The sequence below is a fragment of the Brevundimonas diminuta genome (genome assembly GCF_022654015.1).
GTDB classification, from domain to species: domain Bacteria; phylum Pseudomonadota; class Alphaproteobacteria; order Caulobacterales; family Caulobacteraceae; genus Brevundimonas; species Brevundimonas diminuta_C.
In genome coordinates this window covers 15,786-33,496 of the sequence record NZ_CP073063.1, presented here as the reverse complement: position 1 = coordinate 33,496, position 17,711 = coordinate 15,786, and the positions used below count along the sequence as shown (strand labels likewise).

Genomic DNA, 17,711 nt, shown 5'->3' with positions numbered 1-17,711 from the left:
TATGATCGCAACACTGATTCGCGAGGCTGTATGACGTCCACCCGCCGCCCTTCGTTCGACCTGTTGTCCGGCGTGATGGCGTTCGGGGTCGTCGTGGCGATCGCGGCCCTGGCCTATCCGGCCTTTCGGGACAATCCGATTTCGGCGCCGGGACTGGTGCTGATCCTGACCGTCGGCGCCATCGCCCTGATCGGTCTTTTCGGCTTCCGCCGGGCGGCGGACGCCAAGCCGAGCAGCGACGCGGCCATCGAGGTGTTGGACGCCATGGCCGAACCGGCGGCGCTGGTGTGGGATTCAGGGCAGATCCTGGCCTTCAACGCCGCCTGGTCCGAGGCCAACGGCGCGACCGGCGCCCTGCCGCGCGGCAAGTCGGCGCAGGCGCTGTACATGGCCTTCGCCCAGGCGCGCAAAGGCGAGCCGGGCCGCGCCATCGTCATGATCGGACAGCGCGAGGTCGAGGTCGTGATCGGCCAGGCGGGCGAGGGCCGGTTCCTGATGCGCGCGGCGCCGGACGCCGTCCTGCCCATCGCCGCCGCGCCCGTCCACACGCCCGCCGCCGCGGCGACCGGCGAGGCGCGGGCCATGGCCGCAGGGGCGCCGTTCGGCTCGGCCGTGATCGGCGGCGACGACCTGTTTTCCGGCCGCGCGGAAGAGGCCAATCCGGCGCTGGCGGTTCTGACCGGACCGGGGGCGGCGCGCGATGCGGCCTTTGGGCATCTGTTCGATCCGGGCGGCATCGCCGAGGCGCGGCTGAAGCTGGCGGGCGGATCGTCGGGGCCGATCGAACTGGTCGCGCGGGCCTATCCCGACAAGATGCTGCATCTGTATGTGGCGCCCGAGGGCGACAAGCGGCGCATCTGGCTGTTCGACGTCTCGGGCCAGAAGTCGATGGAGCTGCAGCTCAACCAGGCCCAGAAGATGCAGGCCGTGGGCCAGCTGGCCGGGGGCGTGGCGCACGACTTCAACAATCTGCTGACGGCGATCCAGCTTCAGCTGTCGGGTTTGCTGGAACGGCACCCGGTGGGCGATCCTTCGTACGAGGGGCTGAACGAGATCCGTCAGACGGCCATTCGCGCGGCCGATCTGGTGCGCAAACTGCTGGCCTTCTCGCGCAAGTCGACGGTGCGGCGCGAGCGGCTGGACCTGGGCGAACTGGTGGGCGAGTTCGCTATCCTGTTGCGGCGGCTGCTGCGCGAGGACGTGCGGCTGGAGACCGACTACGGACGCGACCTGCCAGTCGTGCTGGCCGACAAGTCTCAGCTGGAGACGGCGGTGATGAACCTGGCCGTCAACGCGCGCGACGCCATGCGCGGCGTGGTCGAGCCGGGCGCCGGCGTCGTCACCATCGCCACGCGTCGTCTGACGGGCGACGAGGCGCGGGCCCTGGGCTGGGTCGATGCGCCGACGGACGAGGTGGCGCTGATCGAGGTGTCCGACACCGGACCCGGCGTGCCGCCCGAACTGGCGGACAAGATCTTCGAACCCTTCTTCACCACCAAGGCGGTGAACGAGGGGACCGGCATGGGTCTGGCCACCGTCTATGGCATCGTCCAGCAGGCGGGCGGCCACATCACCGTCAGCAACATCGAAGGCCCAGACTCTAAGATAATGGGCGCGGCCTTCCGCATCTTCCTGCCGGCGGCGGGCGAGGCTGAGCTGGCCGAGGTTCAGCCGGTCGAGGTCAAGGCCAAGGCGCCGCGCGACCTGTCGGGCGCCGGCCGCATCCTGTTCGTCGAGGACGAGGACGCCGTGCGCGGCATCGCCGCCCGGCTGCTGCGCCAGCGCGGCTATGAGGTCATCGAGGCCGCCGACGGCGAGGAGGCCCTGCTGCTGGCCGAGGAACACGCCGGCCAGATCGACATGATGATCTCCGACGTCATCATGCCGGGGCTGGATGGGCCGTCCTTGCTGAAGAAGGCGCGCAAATATCTGGGCGACGCGCCGGTCATGTTCATCTCGGGCTATGCCGAGAGCGACTTTTCGGACCTGTTGCAGGACGAGACGGGCGTGTCCTTCCTGCCCAAGCCGCTGGACATCAAGACCCTGGCCGAACGGGTGAAGCAGGAGTTGCACGCGGGCTGATCGCCCGCATGAAGGGCGGGGTCAGGCGGCGCGGCGAAGCGCGGACGGCGCCTTTACATACAGGCCCCGGCGACCGTTCACGGCGCGGAAGGCGACCGTCTCGCCCTCCAGACTTTCGTCCACGCCCAGAAGCAGGCAGCCGTCATCGACCAGGCGGCGCTCCAGTCCGTCAAGAAGACGCGCGCGGCGCGACGGGTCCATATCGGTCATGACGTTTCGGCAGAAGATCACGTCGAAACGGGCGTCATCGGTCGGTTCGTCCAGCAGGTTGGCCCGACCGAAACGCACGGCGTCGGCCAGTTCGGCCTTGACGATCCACTGGTCTTCCCGTGGTTCGAACCAGCGCAGCATGGTCTTGGCCGTGAGCCCGCGCTGGATCTCGAAGCCGGTGTAGAGGCCCGAGCGCGCCTTCTCGATCGCGCGCTGCGACAGGTCGGTGGCGACCAGATCGACGTCGACGCCGATCTCCCTGGCCGCCATGGCGATGGACCAGGCCTCCTGGCCGGTCGAACAGCCGGCCGACCAGATCTTGATCCGCCCGTCGGGCCGCGCCTTGGACAGGGCCGGCAACAGTTCGGTCTCTAGGATGCGGAAAGGGGTGCGGTCGCGACGGAACCAGGTCTCGGCGTTCAGCAGGGCCTCGATCACCGACCAGGCCAGGGAGGCGACCGGATTGGCCCACAGGTTCGTCAGCAGGGCCTCGACATTGGCGTAGCCCTCGCGCCGCGCGATCGGACCCAGCCGGTGTTCGGCCAGGTGGATGCGATCCCGCGACAGCCGATAGCCGGCGCGGGTGGCGAGAAGGGACTGCAGCTTGTCGAAGTCCTCTGGCGTCATGCGGCGATCGCTCCGACCTCCGTCAGCTTGGACTGCAGGATTTCACCGTCGAACGGCTTCATCACATAGTCGTCGGCGCCGGCGGCCAGGGCTTCGGCGATCCGCTCGGGGCGGGTCTCGATCGTGCAGAACAGCACCTTGGGTTGCTTGCCGCCCGGCATGGCGCGCAGACGACGCAGGAAAGTGATGCCGTCCATCACGGGCATGTTCCAGTCCACCAGCAGGACGTCGGGCATGGCGCCGGTGCAATAGGCCAGGGCCTCGGAGCCGTCCGCCGCCTCATCGACCTCATAGCCCAGGCCCTCGACGATACGACGCGCAACCTTGCGGATGATGCGGCTGTCGTCGACGATCAGGCAGGTTCGGAAGTCCAAGGTCGATCCCTCAATGACACGACGGCTTTCGCCCGTGGCGCATGGACTGTTTTTATCTCAAACGCCAGTTAATGAGTCGTTTGGAAACGCCTCAGGCAGGCATTCGCGCGACCAGTGCGACCTTTCCGTCTTCAACCTTGACGCGTAGAGCGCCGCCGGCCTCGTTCACGGTCAGCCACAGCCAGTAGGGCTGGATCCACTGGCCGGCCAGGCCCTCGACCAGGCGTTCGCCGGCCAGACCCGTGACGGCCTCGGGCTTCAGCCGGGCGCGGGCGCCCTCGGCGAAGCCTTCGAGATAAAGCAGGCCGTCTTCCACCCGCGACTGAATCGTAGCGACGCCGCCCATCGGCAGGGCGCCGACGGTCAGATAGGCGAGGTTTGTCAGGGCGCGGGCCTGGGGCTTGGTGAACTCGCCGTCGGCGATGCGCCAGTCCAGCGAGGCGCGGCCCCCTTGCACCATGCCGGACACCAGACCTTCGATCTCGCGGGCGGTGAACTTCTCGCTGGTGGTGGCGGCGCCGAAGGCGACGCGGGCGAAGTGAACCAAGGCGACCATCTTCCTGGCGCTCTGTTCGATCAGGGCCAGGGCGTCGTCGCGCATGTCCTGAGCGGTCGGATCCTGCATCAGGTCCAGGCCGGAGACGATGGCGCCCGACGGACTGATGAAGTCATGGCACAGCTTGGCCGCGATGTAGGTCGCAAGCTCCGTCCCATCGACCGGGAGGTCCAGCGGAGCGGCGTCTGTGTCGTGGGGGGAGGTCATGATGTCTGGCGCGCTCAAGTCACAGTTCGTGTCGCGCGCGAAGTTGGAGTGATTTGCCGGTTCATGGAACCGCCCGGATGGTCTATCGACCCGCCAATGACGACCTCTTCTACACCCGCTCTAGAGCGCGATCTGACGTCCGGCGCGCTGTCCCTGGCCATCGCCGAGATCGCAGAGGAGGCCGCGCGGCTGATCCTGCCCTATTGGCGCGCAGGCACGGCGGTCGAGACCAAGTCCGACGACAGCCCGGTGACCCAGGCCGACCGGGCGGCCGAGGCCCTGATCCTGGAACGGTTGGCGGCCCTATATCCGGGCGTGCAGACGGTGGCGGAAGAAGCGGTGTCTGCCGACGGCGCGCCCGAGGCGGCCGAGGACTGGTTCTGGCTGATCGATCCGCTGGACGGCACGCGCGGCTTCGTGCGTGGCGGCGAGGCCTTCACCGTCAATATCGCCCTGATTCATGACGGCTATCCGGTCGCGGGCGTGGTCACGGCGCCGGCGACGGCGACGACCTGGCGCACCGACAAGCCCGAGGGCGGCGCCTTTCGGCGTCAGTTCGGCGCCCTTCAGGCCGGCGAGGCCCATTCGGGCGAGGACTGGCGTCCGATCCGGGTGCGCGACCGGCCGCAGGAAGGCATGGCCCTGTTGAGCCACAGCGTCACCGACGAAGAGGCGACTCGTCTGGCCGCGCGTCACGGCTGCTCGCGCTGGCAGGGGACGGACTCATCGCTGAAGTTCTGTCTGATCGCCGAGGGGCGGTTCGACGCCTATCCGCGCACGGGACCGACCTCGGAATGGGACACCGCAGCGGGCCAGGCGGTGCTGGAAGCCGCCGGCGGGCGGGTGCTGGCCGATGACGGGCAGCGGATGGCCTATGGCAAGACGCGGTTCCTGAACGGCGCCTTCGTCGCCATGGGCGGCTGAAGTCTAGGCTCTCAGGAGCGCCTCGGCGCGGTCGGCGAGGGCGTCGACGCCCATTTCCCGGGCCGTCATCGCCGCCTCGCCCAGGATCAGCCCCAGATCGGTCGGGACGACGCCGCCCAACCGATGCCGCGCCAACATGATCTCGGCCATGCCGATCTGATCGGCGGCCCAGTCGAGCGGCGTCGCCGTCGCCATGCGCGCGCGAAGGCGGGTCTCCAGCGTCATCAGAGCGGTCAGGTTCTTGACCGCCTCGGCCAGGGCCACCTCGCGCGTGCTGCGGCGCTCGCGCGCCAGGGCGCCGATGATCAGCTCGCCGCCCTGCGTCAGGGCTTCGGCCTGGGTCAGCAGCATCAGCGGCTGGGCGTCGTCGCCGACGCGCAGCACCTGGATCGCGGCCCAGTCCAGCGGGCTGTGATCCGGCGTGAACTGATCGGCGGCGGCGTCGAACATGATCCGCCCCTGGTTGCGGGCCTCGTCATGCCCCGCGATCGCGGCCAGGGCCGACAGGCCGGCGCCGCACAGGGCCAGGGCGCGGGCGCGGGTCAGAGGGCGATGGTCGGGGGAGGCGGCCTCGACCAGGGCGCCCAGGTCGCGGCCGGCCTGATCTAGCAGCTGCACGTCGCGCTGGACCACGCCCATTTCCAGCGAAAGGCCCGCGCGATCCATGCGCAGATCCATGTCCTCGGCGTTGTCCCTGCGCACCGCCTCATCGATCAAGGCAGTCGCCTGATGAAGGCGTTCGATGTCGCCGCTCAGCCGGGCCGTGCGGACCGTCAGCCGGGCGTGAAGCGCGGCCATGCCGGCGGCGATGCGTCGGCCACGGGGTTGTCCGACCGCCGCCAGGGTCGTCGCCGCGCGGTCCAGACGGGCGGGATCGCCGCACAGATCAAAGCGCAGCATCAGCACCGCCGCCTTGGCCATGGCGGCCCGCGCGATCTGATCCTCGCCAACAGCTGAACGCGTCAGGCTTTCGGCGCAGCGTTCGGCCCGGTCCAGACTGTCGGCGGCGCCGGTGCGTCGGGCGTGTTCGCGCCACAGGGCGCAGGCGCGGTTTTCTGTCTCGAAGGGACGGGCGCAGGAGACGCGTCCGGCGTCCGTGGTCTCGCGTCGCGCCTCGGCGCGCAGCAGATCGGCGCCGATCAGTTCGACCCAGCCCAGGTCTTCGCTCTCTCGCGCCTGGGCGAAGAGTTTTCGAAGATCACGGCCGAATTCGAACATGCTGGACCTCGGTTATCCCGCTTCGGGACGCAGACTGCGTCACCTGCGGCGTCCAATGCAAACGCAGCGCCGGGAATGCGGTTCGGCTTGGCCTTATGCCGGCGACCTAGTCGAGTTTTGGCGTCTTCTGCTGGCAGCGTTGCAGATTGGCGCGCGCCTCGGGCGCCTCGGCGTTGAGCTGACGCACGGCAGTGATGCGCGCGCGGGTCTGATCGGCCTCGGCGGTCGACGCCGCCTTGCCCGCCGCCGTCGCGGCCTGCATGGCCGCCAGGGACCAATAGAGCGCGGCGTCATACAGCCGACGCCCTTGCGCGCTCTCTCCGCCTTCAAGCTCCGACGCGGCCTGGGTCAGGCCCGCACAGCGCACCGCCTCCTCATACGAAACCAGCCCCACGGAAGGGGCGGCCTGCAGCATAAAGACGGTGCTGGCGAGGGCGAGAAGCGTCGACATGACCTCAGAATGGCTCAGCCGCGTGACCAAAGGAAGTCGTTTGCGGCGCCGGCCTTAGCCGCGTTCCTTCGTCTTGGTGAAGGCGATCTTGGGGAAGCGTTCGCCCACATAGCCGGTCTCCCAGCTCGACTTGGCCAGGAAGACCGGGGCCTGGTCGATGTCGCGGGCCATCTGGGGGCGATATTTGCCGCTGAAGTCCTCGACGTCCGCGTCGGAGCCCTCCGAGCCTGGAGCGATCCAGCGCGCTTCCGCGTAGGGGGACGGCTCGAAGACGACATCCAGACCGTACTCCTCGCCCAGACGGTCGGCCATGACCTCGAACTGAAGCTGGCCCACGGCGCCGACGATGAAGTCAGAGCCGATTTCGGGACGGAACAGCTGGGTCACGCCTTCCTCTGCCAGACCTTCAAGCGCCCTCTTCAGGTGTTTGGCCTTCAGCGGATCCTTCACGCGAACCCGTTGCAGGATTTCCGGGGCGAAGTTCGGCAGGCCGGCGAAACGAACCACGCCGCTCTCCGACAGACTGTCGCCGACGCGCAGCACGCCGTGGTTCGGAATGCCGATCACGTCGCCGGCGAAGGCGTCGTCGGCCAGTTCGCGGTCCGAGGCGAAGAACATGATCGGCGCATTGACCGACAGGGACTTGCCTGTGTTCTGCACCTTCAGCTTCATGCCGCGCTTGAAGGCGCCCGAGGCCATGCGGAACATGGCGATCCGGTCGCGGTGATTGGGGTCCATGTTCGCCTGGACCTTGAAGACGAAGCCGGTGACTTCGTTCGATCCCGGTTCGACCTCGGTCTCGACGGGGGCGGGGGCGTTGCGGGTCTCGGGCGGGGATTCCCTTTTGGCCTTCATGACCTTGGGCGCCGGGGCCCAGTCGCCGATGGCCTTCAGCAGTTCGTCGATGCCGAAGTGGCGAAGCGCCGAGCCCCACAGCACCGGCGTCATGTGACCTTCCAGGAAGGCCTGGCGGTCAAAGGCCGGATAGCCGCCCTCGACCAGTTCGACGGCCTCGGCGAGATTGTCCTGCTCGCCCGCCTCGAAATACTGCGCCGCCTGGTCAAGCGGCAGGGCGGCGGGGTGTTCGGGATCCTCGGCCGAACCGGCGGCCTTGCGGGTATAGGGCTGGAACCGGCCGGTGCCGACCTCGACCATGCCGCGCAGGCGATTGCCGCTCTCGGCCGGCCACCAGATCGGGGCGGGGTCCAGCTGAAGGCGTGACGCGATGTCGTCCAGCAGGGCCATCGGGTCCTGGGCCTCTCGGTCCAGCTTGTTGATGAAGGTGATGATCGGAATGTCGCGCAGGCGGCAGACCTCGAACAGCTTCAGCGTCTGCGGCTCGATGCCCTTGGCGGCGTCCAGCACCATGATGGCGCAGTCGGCGGCGGTCAGGGTGCGATAGGTGTCTTCCGAGAAGTCCTCGTGCCCCGGGGTGTCGAGCAGGTTGAACATCTTGCCGTCGTGCTCGAACGTCATGACCGAGGCCGAGACCGAGATGCCCCGCTCCTTCTCGATCTTCATCCAGTCCGAACGGGTGCGCCGGTTCTCGCCGCGCGCCCGCACGGCGCCGGCCGCACGAATGGCGCCGCCGGCCAACAAAATGTGCTCGGTCAGGGTCGTCTTGCCCGCATCCGGGTGGGCGATGATGGCGAAGGTCCGGCGGCGCGCCGCTTCTTCAGGCAGGGTCAATAAGGACATGGCGCGCGACTAGCGCGGACACGCCTCAAAGTCACGGGATTGCGCCGGACGAAATAACCCCTCGCCACGAAGGGCTATCGGAGTCATGCTCGGTTCTGGAGGAGACGATCAGGCCGTCAGAGTTCGACGCTCCCCTCCCGGATCAATCCGGGATCATAGGGAAAGGACAAGGACGATGGCTGTCATCCATCCTCAAGATCGTATCGTCGGCGGTCGCCGCGAAAGCCGACCGCTTCATCCGGCCATCGGCCTCGTCATCGGCTTTGGCGCGATCATCCTGATCGCAACTGTCGTGCACATCGTCTTCAATCAGATACTCTAAAGCCGTGCGTATCTTACGAGGTCTGTGGCGGTGAGGCCTCATCGCCCTCGTCCGCAGGCGGCGCTTCCTCTGCCGAGGGATTGAGTCCAGCCTTGGCGCGGGCCTCAGCGAGGACGCGGCGAACGCCGTCCAACTCTGATCCGCCATGCGGGTCGTTGGCCAGAGGTGACAGGTAGGCGATGGCGTCTGCGTATTTCTCCCTAGCGAGAAGCGCGCTGCCTGCTTCGAAACGCAACTGCTGAACTTGCGGCGCGAGCTCCGATCCAATCAGCAGAACCTGGAGGTCGTTTTCGGTCGGATATCCCGGCTGATCCTGGCGATTTCGGGCCATCGCCATATAGGTCCGGTAGTCGGTCGGATCGATGCGATAAGCTAGCGACAAATCTGCTCGGGCTTGGGAATAGAGGGCAGCCCTATGAGCGTCGTCCTCATCGCCGGCGTTCATCAAGGCGACGGCTTTCAGCCTTAGAGCCAATGCGTCTTCCGCGTTTTGCTGGAGGTAGTGATCAAGAACGCGAACCGCGTCCTGATCCTGCTGCATGTCCATATGGGCTTGAGCTAGCACCCTAGCGGCCATGGCGTCGCCAGGGTAGCGAGCATGGGCGCGCTCGGCTTCGGCAAGGTTTGCCGCACGCCGATCTTCTGGCACGAAACGCGCAAGGCGGAGGTCCAGCCAAACCAGATCGCGCGCGGAGGCAGGCATGCGGCTGACCGTGACTTCGGCCTGCTTGAAATCTCGATCCTGCCATTGGTAAGTCATCCGCTCCAGATAGTTATGCACGTCGGATTGAAGCTGGTTCGGCGTTCGCCCCGTCGCCGCCGTCATGGACGTGACGCGGTCCTCTCCGCTCATGACGCTGGCCAGATATTTGCTCAGCATGACACGGCGCTCCGGCGTGCTCATGAAATACGCGGTCAGCGCCCAGGCCTGGGCATAGTAGGCGTGACCACGGCCCTGCACCTCCGTCGGTCGGGATCGGAGCAGGGTTTCCATCGGCATCCACCTGTTCAGGCCGCCCTGCAGGGAATACATCCGTCCCTGGTTGGGCAAACCCACCTTCATTCGCCCGACTGTGACGTCGGCAGTGGCGAAATATTCGGCAAAACCCTCGACAAACCAGCTTGGGTAGGCTCCCGGCAGATACTGGCGCATGAAATGGTGCGCGTATTCGTGGAACAGGGTGTGGTCGTTATCCGACCCGCGTCCGCCGGTGACTGCGAAAATCCGTTCGTTGCCGGGCGTGTAAAAGCCTCCGACGTTCTCCGGTATGTCGGGCCACACCTTGCGCATATCGGCCCGCCCGTCCGCGAGATAGATGGCCAGCGGCGGCACGTCGATGTCTGATGGGACGGGGAAGAAGACGCGAATGACGCCGTCGAACCGCTCGACCTTGCGGGTGTACTCGCGGATCGCGCCTTCGCTGGTATCGCCATAGACGACGAAGTGCTCGCTCTCGGCTTTCAGCCAGTCCGCGCGCGCCGGCGCCGTTGCGCACACGGATGACGTTAGAACCGCAACAGCGGCGACGGTTCTGAAAGCATTCATGATCTGGCTCCTCCTACAGGAAATACCAGCCACAACCCAAGATGTCTGGCAAGTTGGAAAACTCGGGCCGGCACCCGGTGTCAGGCGGCCAGGCGGTTCCAGACGGCGCGGTCTGCAGAGATGGCGTCGAGGCGGCGGCCCTTGGCCTGAAGCTGGCGCATCACCTGTTCGGGCAGGGTGCAGAAGCGCGGCTCGACCAGGTCCGGATTACAGGCGGCGGCCGGCGCAGCGAACAGGGCGGCGTTCACGTCGGGGCTGCGCTCGGCGATCAGCCAGGCCAGGCGGCGGGCGCGCTCGGGATCGTTGCGGTGAAGCAGCGGGTCCTCGGCGAACAGTTCGCAGCCCAGTTCCAGCAGATAGTCCAGACCCAGCTTCTCGAACCGGCGCGCGTCGGCGGGCGTGACCGGGCAGGCCTCGTCCAGGTCGAACACGACGTCGTTCAGAAGAAACAGCATGGGCGAGACGCTCGACTGACCGGACGCGAGTTCGTCCGTAAGCTCACAATAGGCGCCGTCGCTTGCGGTCCCGTTCACGGACGCGGTTAAGCGTTTGTGACCAGCCGGCTGTCGCGCTGGACGAAAAGCGACGGCGATGACGCGACGTGACCCTTGCGCCGGTGCGCTGCCTCGGCTTACCTGATCACGCATTGTTACAGCCGGCGTCCCGCCGGAGAGAGGCCGTGATGACGACCCATGAAGATCGCGCCGGGCTGAAGGTCGCGGGGGAACTGATCGCCCTGATCGAGCAGGACGTGCTGCCGGGGCTGGGGCTTGATGCGACGGCCTTCTGGAGCGGAGCGGCGGCGATCTTCGAGCGGTTCGCGCCCGAGAACCGGGTGCTGCTGGAACGACGCGACGCCTTGCAGGCGCAGATCGACGACTGGCATCGGGCGCGGCGGGGCCAGCCCTATGACGTGGCGGCGTCGCAGGCGTTTCTGAAAGAGATCGGCTATCTGGTCGAGGAGCCGGCGCCGTTCACGATCGGGACTGAAGGCGTGGACGCCGAGATCGCGCGCATGGCCGGGCCGCAGCTGGTCGTGCCGGTGCTGAACGCCCGCTTTCTGCTGAACGCCGCCAATGCGCGGTGGGGCAGCCTTTATGACGCGCTTTACGGCACGGATGCTTTGGGCGACTTGCCGGCCGGCGGCGGCTATGACGCGGCGCGCGGCGCGCGGGTTGTGGCGCGGGCCAAGGTCTTTTTGGACGAGGCGGCGCCGCTGGCCGAGGGTTCGCACACGGATGTTGAAGGCTGGTCGGTGGTCGATGGCAAACTGTCGCCCGCGTTGAAGGATGCGGGGCAGTTCGTCGGTTTCACGGGGGAGGCCAGCGCGCCCGCCTCGATCCTGCTGGTCAACAACGGTCTGCACATCGAACTGGTGATCGACCGCAGCCATCCGGTGGGGCGCAGCGATGCGGCGGGGCTGGCGGACGTGGTGCTGGAATCGGCCCTGTCGACCATCGTCGATCTGGAAGATTCCGTCGCGGCCGTTGATGCGGCGGACAAGGCCGAGGCCTATCGCAACTGGCTTGGTCTGATGCGCGGCGACCTGTCCGCGACGTTCAAGAAGGGCGGCGAGACCCTGACCCGCGCTCTGGAGCCGGATCGCCAGTGGACCGCGCCGGACGGGTCGTCGGTGATCCTGAAGGGGCGCAGTTTGCTGTTCGTGCGCAACGTCGGGCATCTGATGACGACCCCGGCCATTCGTCTGGCCGACGGGTCGGAGGCGCCGGAAGGGATCATGGACGCGATCGTGACCAGCCTGATCGCCCTTTACGACATCAAAGGTCTGGGCGGGTTCGGCAACAGCGCGACGGGCTCTGTCTATATCGTCAAACCCAAGATGCACGGACCGGAAGAGGCCGCCTTCACCGACCGGCTTTTCGATGCGGTCGAGGATCTGCTGGCCCTGCCGCGCCATGCGATCAAGGTCGGGGTGATGGACGAGGAACGGCGGACCTCAGCCAATCTGGCGGCCTGCATTCAGGCGGTGAAGGGCCGGATCGTCTTCATCAACACCGGGTTCCTGGATCGCACCGGCGACGAGATTCACACCGCCATGCAGGCCGGGCCGGTGGTGCGAAAGGCGGACATCAAGTCCAGCGCCTGGATCGCGGCCTATGAGGCTAGGAACGTCGCCATCGGCCTGAAATGCGGCTTGTCGGGCAAGGCCCAGATCGGCAAGGGGATGTGGGCGGCGCCGGACCGGATGGCGGACATGCTGGAGCAGAAGATCGGCCATCCGAAGACCGGCGCGAACACCGCTTGGACCCCCTCGCCGACGGCGGCGACCCTACATGCGCTGCACTATCATGCGGTCGATGTGTTCGCGGTTCAGAAGGATGTGGCCGGGCGCGAGACGCCGGGACTGGAGGCTTTGCTGACCCCGCCGCTGGCGAATGGCGTCAACTGGTCCGAGGACGAGGTGGCGGCCGAGTTGGACAACAACGCCCAGGGCATACTGGGCTATGTCGTGCGCTGGATCGATCAGGGGGTGGGATGTTCCAAGGTGCCGGACATCCACGACATCGGCCTGATGGAGGACCGGGCGACGCTGCGGATCAGTTCGCAGCATATCGCCAACTGGCTGCTGCACGGGGTCTGCACGGCTGATCAGGTCGAAGCGGCCTTCCAGCGCATGGCGGCCAAGGTCGATGGTCAGAATGCGGGCGATCCGCTGTATCGGCCGATGGCGGCGGACCCGGAGAACAGTCTGGCCTATCAGGCGGCGCAGGCGCTGGTGTTCGAAGGCGTCGAGCAGCCGAACGGCTATACCGAGCCGTTGCTGCATGCATGGCGGTCGAAGGCCAAGGCGGCTCAGTCCGTCTGACGGGCCTTGGGCGGAGCGGGCGGTTCCGGAGTCTCCGCTTCATCGTCGGCCATGACGTCGTCGGCGGCGTCGTTGGCAGTTCGGGCGGGACTTTGCGGCCCGGTCGGTCGCGGCGGTGAGCCGGCACCGTAGCCGAGGCGCTTCAAAGCCTCCTCGCCGTCCAAGCCGAAGGCGGTGCGCAGGCGAAGATCGGTCTGGGGCACCGGCACCTCGACGCCTGCTGCGTCCAGGGCGTCGGCGATCAGCCAGGTGTAGGCGGCGTGCATCGCCGCCGGGCGTTTGACGGCGTCGCGCGTCGGCCAGACCACCAGCTCGAACGACAGGCCCCGATCGCCGAAGGCGACCAGCCAGACCTGGCTCTTGCGGGCCTCCGTTTCGGGCAGAGTGAAGGGGCTGGCGCGGGCGGCGGCCAGAACCGCATCGCGCACCTGCCCCCGGTCCGAACCATAGGCGACGGTGAAGGGCACATGGATGCGGCGGGTGTCGCCCTTCATCGTCCAGTTGGTGACGGGCTGTTCGATGAAGCGCGAGTTGGGCACCAGGACATTGACGTTGTCGTTGGTGCGGACACGGGTGGCGCGCGGGCCGATCTCCATGATGGCGCCGCGAATGCCGATGTCCTCGATCTCGATGTAGTCGCCGACCGACACCATCCGGTCGAAGATCAGGAACAGGCCTGAGACGAACTCCTTGACCACCCCCTGCAGCCCCAGGCCGACACCGATGCCCAGCGCGCCGGCGAAGACGGTCAGGGACGACAGGTTCAGCCCTGCCGCCGACAGGGCCGACATGATCCCCACGACGATGATGCCGTAACCGGCCAGACGCTCCAGCAGATAGATCGCCTGACGGCTGCGGTCCGAGCGCTCGCGCACGCGGCGCAGCGACCGCGTCACCAGCCAGTGAGCCGCGAAGGCTATCAACAGGATCACGCCCGCGCTGACCAGACCGCCCAGCGTCAGATTGATCCCGGCGATGCGGGCGATCTGCGACTGCTCGATGGTGTCGAGGCCCAGCTTCTGGATCGTATTGGTCATCGCATTCTAGAGCGTCCGGCGAACGGTCAAGGTTCCGAACCTAGATGGCGAAGTCCTCGGTCGAGAAGCGCCCATCCAGCCAGGCGACGATGCGCTCGGCGGCGTCCTCGGGCGACATGGTGGTGGTGTCCACGACGATCTCGGGGTGTTCGGGCGCTTCATAGGGGCTGTCGATGCCGGTGAAGTTCTTGAGCTCTCCCGCGCGGGCCTTCTTGTACAGACCCTTGACGTCGCGAGCCTCGGCGACCGCCAGCGGCGTGTCGACGTGGACCTCGACGAACTCGCCCTCGCCCAGCAGGTCACGGGCCAGGCGGCGTTCGGCGCGGAAGGGCGAGATGAAGCTGACCAGGACGATCAGGCCCGCGTCCACCATCAGTTTCGACACCTCGGCGACGCGGCGGATGTTCTCGACCCGGTCCTCTTCGGTGAAGCCCAGGTCGCGGTTTAGGCCGTGGCGGACATTGTCGCCGTCCAGCAGATAGGTGTGGCGACCGTCGGCGTGCAGCCGTTTTTCCACCAGATCGGCGATGGTCGACTTGCCTGCGCCCGACAGGCCGGTCAGCCAGACGACGCGTCCCTTCTGGTTTTTGATCGTGGCGCGCGCCGCCTTGTCCACGGACAGGGCCTGCCAATGGATGTTGTGGGCGCGGCGCAGGGCGAAGTGCAGCAAACCCGCCCCGACCGTCCGGTTCGAGATCCGATCGATCAGGATGAAACCGCCCAGGTCCTTATTTTCGACATAGGGGGCGAAGGCGACGGGGGCGTCCAGCGACAGGTTGCAGACGCCGATCTCGTTAAGCTCCAGCCGCTTCGCAGGCTGCTGTTCCAGGGTGTTGACGTTCACCTTGTGCTTGGGCTCGGTGATGGTGGCGCCCACCAGTTTTGCGCCGATCTTGAGCAGGTAAGGGCGACCCGGCAGCAGGGGCTCGTCGTCCATCCAGACGACCGTGGCCTCGAACTGATCGGCCGCCTCGGGCGGGGCGTCGGCGGAGGCCAAGACGTCGCCGCGCGAGACATCGATCTCGTCGGCCAGGGTCAGGGTGATCGACTGGCCGGCGACGGCCAAGTCCAAGTCGCCGTCGGCGGTGACGATCCGCGCCACGGTCGAGGTCTTGCCTGACGGTAGGACGCGCACCGGATCGCCGGGCCGCACGGTCCCGGCGGCGATCTGGCCGGCGAAGCCGCGGAAGTCGAGGTTAGGCCGGTTGACCCACTGCACCGGCAGGCGGAACGGATCGGCCTGAAGAGCGTCGCCGACCTCCAGCGTTTCCAAAAGGCTCATCAGCGGCGGGCCGGCGTACCAGGGCGAAAGGGCGCTGGGTTCGGTAATGTTGTCGCCGCGCAGGGCGGACATCGGGATGACGTCGAAGGCCTGAAGCCCGATTTGGGCGGCGAAGGCGCGGAAGTCGGCGACGATGGCGTCGAACACCGACTGGGACCAGCCCATCAGGTCCATCTTGTTCACCGCCAGGATGATGTGGCGGATGCCCAGCAGGCTGACCAGATAGGCGTGGCGCCGCGTCTGGGTCAGCACCCCGCGTCGGGCGTCGATCAGGATGACGGCGGCGTCGGCCGTGGAGGCGCCGGTGACCATGTTGCGGGTGTACTGTTCGTGGCCCGGCGTGTCGGCGACGATGAATTTGCGCTTTTCGGTCGAGAAGAAGCGATAGGCGACATCGATGGTGATGCCCTGTTCCCGCTCCGCGGCCAGGCCATCGACCAGCAGGGCGAAATCGATGTCGCCGCCTTGCGTGCCGACGCGGCGGCTGTCCGCCTCCAGCGCCGCCATCTGATCCTCGAAGATCATCTTGGAATCGTAGAGCAGCCGCCCGATCAAGGTGGACTTGCCGTCGTCCACGCTGCCGCAGGTGATGAAGCGCAGCAGGCTCTTGTGCTGGTGGGCGTTCAGATAGGCGTCGATGTCGCGCGCGATCAGGTCGGACTGGTGAGCCATCAGAAATAGCCCTCCTGCTTCTTCTTCTCCATCGAGGCGGACTGGTCGTGGTCGATCATCCGGCCCTGCCGCTCAGAGGTGGTGGTCAGAAGCATTTCCTGGATGACCTCGGGCAGGGTCGCGGCCGTGCTCTCGACCGCCCCGGTCAGGGGGTAGCAGCCCAGGGTGCGGAACCTGACGGACTTCATCTGCGGCGTCTCGCCGGGACGCAAGCGGAACCGGTCATCATCGACCATGATCAGGACGCCGTCACGCTCCACCACCGGCCGTTCGGCGGCCAGATACAGCGGCACGATGGGGATCCGCTCCAGGTGGATGTATTGCCAGACGTCGAGTTCGGTCCAGTTGGAGATCGGGAAGACGCGGATGCTCTCACCGGGCTTTTTGCGCGTGTTGTAGAGCCGCCAGAGTTCGGGGCGCTGGTTCTTGGGGTCCCAGCGGTGTTCGGCGGTGCGGAAGGAGAAAATCCGCTCCTTGGCGCGCGACTTCTCCTCGTCGCGCCGGGCGCCGCCGAAGGCCGCGTCGAAGCCGTAATGATTCAGGGCCTGTTTCAGGCTTTCGGTCTTCCAGAGGTCCGTGTGCAGGGCGGAGCCGTGATCGAACGGGTTGATGCCGCGTGCGAGGGCGGCGGGGTTCTGGTGGACCAGCAGTTCGACGCCCAGATCGGCGGCCGCCTGTTCCCGCATGGCGTACATGGCGCGGAACTTCCACGTCGTGTCGACGTGCAGAAGCGGAAAGGGCGGCCTGGACGGATAGAAGGCCTTCTTCGCCAGATGCAGCATGACGGCTGAATCCTTGCCGATCGAATAGAGCATGACCGGGCGCTCTGCCTCGGCCGCCACCTCGCGCAGGATGTGGATGCTCTCGGCCTCCAGGCGCTGAAGGTGCGTCAAGCGCGGCGTGGACAGGCCGGCAGGTCTTCTGGTCAGGGTGGCGGTGGTCACCGGCGCGTCTCCGTCGAACGCCATGTGACAACGCCAATGTGCAGCAGGGGACAAGCGAGGGTTCCTGTTCCCCGCTAGGAGATTTTCGGCCCGCAGCGTCCGATTTCGTCGTCGGAGCGTAACGGAACCAGGGTCGCTGAAAGCGGCTTATGGCATCAAAACGGAAACGCACATGTCCAGCCTGAAATCCCTCGCCGCATCCGCCGCCGCCGCGATCGCGCTGGCGGGATGCGTGACCGCACCGTCCCCGTCCGAATATCGCGCGCCCCAGCCGGCCAAGCCCGTGGACGTGCAGCGTCTGTGGTCCGGGCGCTGGCACGAGATTGCGCGCCTGCCGGATCGGCTGACCGACGGCTGCGTCGCCGGGGCGTCGATTTATACGCCGGTGGAGGGCACCCGCGTCGATGTGCGCGACACCTGTCAGGTCGGCACGCCCGACGGCAAGGAAAAGGCCATCGGCGGGCGAGGCGAGATCCTCGATCCCGGAACTAACGCAAAACTCAGGGTGAGATATCTGGCCGGGTTCGTGACCTGGGACTATTGGGTGCTGGACCGGGCGGATGACTACAGCTGGTTCATCTCGGCCGATCCGACCTTCAATCGCCTGTTCATCTACACGCGCGACCTGCCCAGCGAGCAGCAGGTGCGCGCCTTGACCGAACGGGCGCGGGCCCTTGGGTATGATGTCAGTCGTCTGGAGTTCCCGGCCCAACCGGCGCGGTAAGGATCAAAGG

At 66.9% G+C, this 17,711-nt stretch carries 16 protein-coding genes; 5 read left to right on the top strand and 11 right to left on the bottom strand.

Annotation, left to right across the window (positions count from 1 at the left end):
* Positions 1–30: 30 nt before the first annotated feature.
* Positions 31–2,082 carry a cell cycle histidine kinase CckA gene (cckA, locus tag KAK88_RS00145; protein ID WP_137720227.1) on the top strand — a complete coding sequence of 684 codons (2,052 nt, stop codon included), beginning with the start codon at positions 31–33 and terminating at the stop codon, positions 2,080–2,082.
* A gap of 21 nt (positions 2,083–2,103) precedes the next feature.
* Here the strand turns inward: cckA and KAK88_RS00140 are convergent, their stop codons facing one another.
* The 3 genes from KAK88_RS00140 to chpT form a co-directional block, all read right to left on the bottom strand.
* Entirely contained in the window at positions 2,104–2,919 is an 816-nt protein-coding gene (locus KAK88_RS00140) for a CheR family methyltransferase (RefSeq protein WP_055806824.1), read from the bottom strand.
* Entirely contained in the window at positions 2,916–3,293 is a 378-nt protein-coding gene (locus tag KAK88_RS00135) for a response regulator (protein WP_017505646.1), read from the bottom strand. The genes KAK88_RS00140 and KAK88_RS00135 overlap by 4 nt, the downstream gene beginning before the upstream one ends.
* 91 nt (positions 3,294–3,384) lie before the next feature.
* Positions 3,385–4,056, bottom strand: a complete 672-nt coding sequence (gene chpT, locus KAK88_RS00130) for a histidine phosphotransferase ChpT (RefSeq protein WP_242077395.1) — start codon at positions 4,054–4,056, stop codon at positions 3,385–3,387.
* A gap of 96 nt (positions 4,057–4,152) precedes the next feature.
* Here chpT and cysQ point away from each other — a divergent pair, with 96 nt between their 5' ends.
* Entirely contained in the window at positions 4,153–4,980 is an 828-nt protein-coding gene (gene cysQ, locus KAK88_RS00125; protein ID WP_185224427.1) for a 3'(2'),5'-bisphosphate nucleotidase CysQ, read from the top strand.
* Positions 4,981–4,983: 3 nt separating this feature from the next.
* On the opposite strand, the gene KAK88_RS00120 is transcribed toward cysQ, so the two are convergent.
* The 3 genes from KAK88_RS00120 to KAK88_RS00110 form a co-directional block, all read right to left on the bottom strand.
* Entirely contained in the window at positions 4,984–6,198 is a 1,215-nt protein-coding gene (locus KAK88_RS00120; protein ID WP_242077394.1) for a hypothetical protein, read from the bottom strand.
* Between the two features lie 106 nt (positions 6,199–6,304).
* Positions 6,305–6,649 carry a hypothetical protein gene (locus KAK88_RS00115; protein WP_242077393.1) on the bottom strand — a complete coding sequence of 115 codons (345 nt, stop codon included), beginning with the start codon at positions 6,647–6,649 and terminating at the stop codon, positions 6,305–6,307.
* Positions 6,650–6,703: 54 nt separating this feature from the next.
* Positions 6,704–8,347 (bottom strand): peptide chain release factor 3, encoded by a 1,644-nt coding sequence (locus KAK88_RS00110; RefSeq protein ID WP_242077392.1) that lies wholly within the window; start codon positions 8,345–8,347, stop codon positions 6,704–6,706.
* Positions 8,348–8,522: 175 nt separating this feature from the next.
* Between KAK88_RS00110 and KAK88_RS00105 the strand changes: the two genes are divergently transcribed.
* Entirely contained in the window at positions 8,523–8,669 is a 147-nt protein-coding gene (locus KAK88_RS00105; RefSeq protein WP_242077391.1) for a hypothetical protein, read from the top strand.
* 13 nt (positions 8,670–8,682) lie between these two features.
* On the opposite strand, the gene KAK88_RS00100 is transcribed toward KAK88_RS00105, so the two are convergent.
* On the bottom strand, positions 8,683–10,215 hold the full coding sequence (locus KAK88_RS00100; RefSeq protein ID WP_242077390.1) for a DUF1570 domain-containing protein: 1,533 nt from the start codon (positions 10,213–10,215) through the stop codon (positions 8,683–8,685).
* 80 nt (positions 10,216–10,295) lie between these two features.
* Complete coding sequence (locus tag KAK88_RS00095; protein WP_039246350.1) at positions 10,296–10,670, bottom strand: hypothetical protein; 375 nt, start codon at positions 10,668–10,670, stop codon at positions 10,296–10,298.
* Between the two features lie 227 nt (positions 10,671–10,897).
* Here KAK88_RS00095 and KAK88_RS00090 point away from each other — a divergent pair, with 227 nt between their 5' ends.
* On the top strand, positions 10,898–13,042 hold the full coding sequence (locus tag KAK88_RS00090) for a malate synthase G (RefSeq protein WP_242077389.1): 2,145 nt from the start codon (positions 10,898–10,900) through the stop codon (positions 13,040–13,042).
* Here the strand turns inward: KAK88_RS00090 and KAK88_RS00085 are convergent.
* The 3 genes from KAK88_RS00085 to cysD are packed head-to-tail and all read right to left on the bottom strand — an operon-like array spanning position 13,030 to position 16,977.
* Positions 13,030–14,079, bottom strand: coding sequence for a mechanosensitive ion channel family protein (locus tag KAK88_RS00085; RefSeq protein ID WP_242077388.1), 1,050 nt, complete (start codon positions 14,077–14,079; stop codon positions 13,030–13,032). The two genes, KAK88_RS00090 and KAK88_RS00085, sit on opposite strands and share 13 nt — an antisense overlap.
* Positions 14,080–14,119: 40 nt before the next feature.
* Positions 14,120–16,033 (bottom strand): sulfate adenylyltransferase subunit CysN, encoded by a 1,914-nt coding sequence (gene cysN / locus KAK88_RS00080; RefSeq protein WP_242077387.1) that lies wholly within the window; start codon positions 16,031–16,033, stop codon positions 14,120–14,122.
* Positions 16,033–16,977 (bottom strand): sulfate adenylyltransferase subunit CysD, encoded by a 945-nt coding sequence (cysD, locus tag KAK88_RS00075; protein WP_242077386.1) that lies wholly within the window; start codon positions 16,975–16,977, stop codon positions 16,033–16,035. The genes cysN and cysD overlap by 1 nt, the downstream gene beginning before the upstream one ends.
* Before the next feature lie 172 nt (positions 16,978–17,149).
* On the opposite strand from cysD, the gene KAK88_RS00070 reads away from it, so the two are divergent.
* Complete coding sequence (locus KAK88_RS00070) at positions 17,150–17,701, top strand: lipocalin family protein (RefSeq protein WP_137720215.1); 552 nt, start codon at positions 17,150–17,152, stop codon at positions 17,699–17,701.
* The last annotated feature ends 10 nt before the right edge of the window (positions 17,702–17,711 follow it).

Coding starts and splice junctions, on each gene's coding strand:
- cckA (WP_137720227.1), top strand. CDS start 31: ATGACGTCCACCCGCCGCCCTTCGTTCGACCTGTTGTCCGGCGTGATG.
- KAK88_RS00140 (WP_055806824.1), bottom strand. CDS start 2,919: ATGACGCCAGAGGACTTCGACAAGCTGCAGTCCCTTCTCGCCACCCGC.
- chpT (WP_242077395.1), bottom strand. CDS start 4,056: ATGACCTCCCCCCACGACACAGACGCCGCTCCGCTGGACCTCCCGGTC.
- cysQ (WP_185224427.1), top strand. CDS start 4,153: ATGACGACCTCTTCTACACCCGCTCTAGAGCGCGATCTGACGTCCGGC.
- KAK88_RS00120 (WP_242077394.1), bottom strand. CDS start 6,198: ATGTTCGAATTCGGCCGTGATCTTCGAAAACTCTTCGCCCAGGCGCGA.
- KAK88_RS00115 (WP_242077393.1), bottom strand. CDS start 6,649: ATGTCGACGCTTCTCGCCCTCGCCAGCACCGTCTTTATGCTGCAGGCC.
- KAK88_RS00110 (WP_242077392.1), bottom strand. CDS start 8,347: ATGTCCTTATTGACCCTGCCTGAAGAAGCGGCGCGCCGCCGGACCTTC.
- KAK88_RS00105 (WP_242077391.1), top strand. CDS start 8,523: ATGGCTGTCATCCATCCTCAAGATCGTATCGTCGGCGGTCGCCGCGAA.
- KAK88_RS00100 (WP_242077390.1), bottom strand. CDS start 10,215: ATGAATGCTTTCAGAACCGTCGCCGCTGTTGCGGTTCTAACGTCATCC.
- KAK88_RS00095 (WP_039246350.1), bottom strand. CDS start 10,670: ATGCTGTTTCTTCTGAACGACGTCGTGTTCGACCTGGACGAGGCCTGC.
- KAK88_RS00090 (WP_242077389.1), top strand. CDS start 10,898: ATGACGACCCATGAAGATCGCGCCGGGCTGAAGGTCGCGGGGGAACTG.
- KAK88_RS00085 (WP_242077388.1), bottom strand. CDS start 14,079: ATGACCAATACGATCCAGAAGCTGGGCCTCGACACCATCGAGCAGTCG.
- cysN (WP_242077387.1), bottom strand. CDS start 16,033: ATGGCTCACCAGTCCGACCTGATCGCGCGCGACATCGACGCCTATCTG.
- KAK88_RS00070 (WP_137720215.1), top strand. CDS start 17,150: ATGTCCAGCCTGAAATCCCTCGCCGCATCCGCCGCCGCCGCGATCGCG.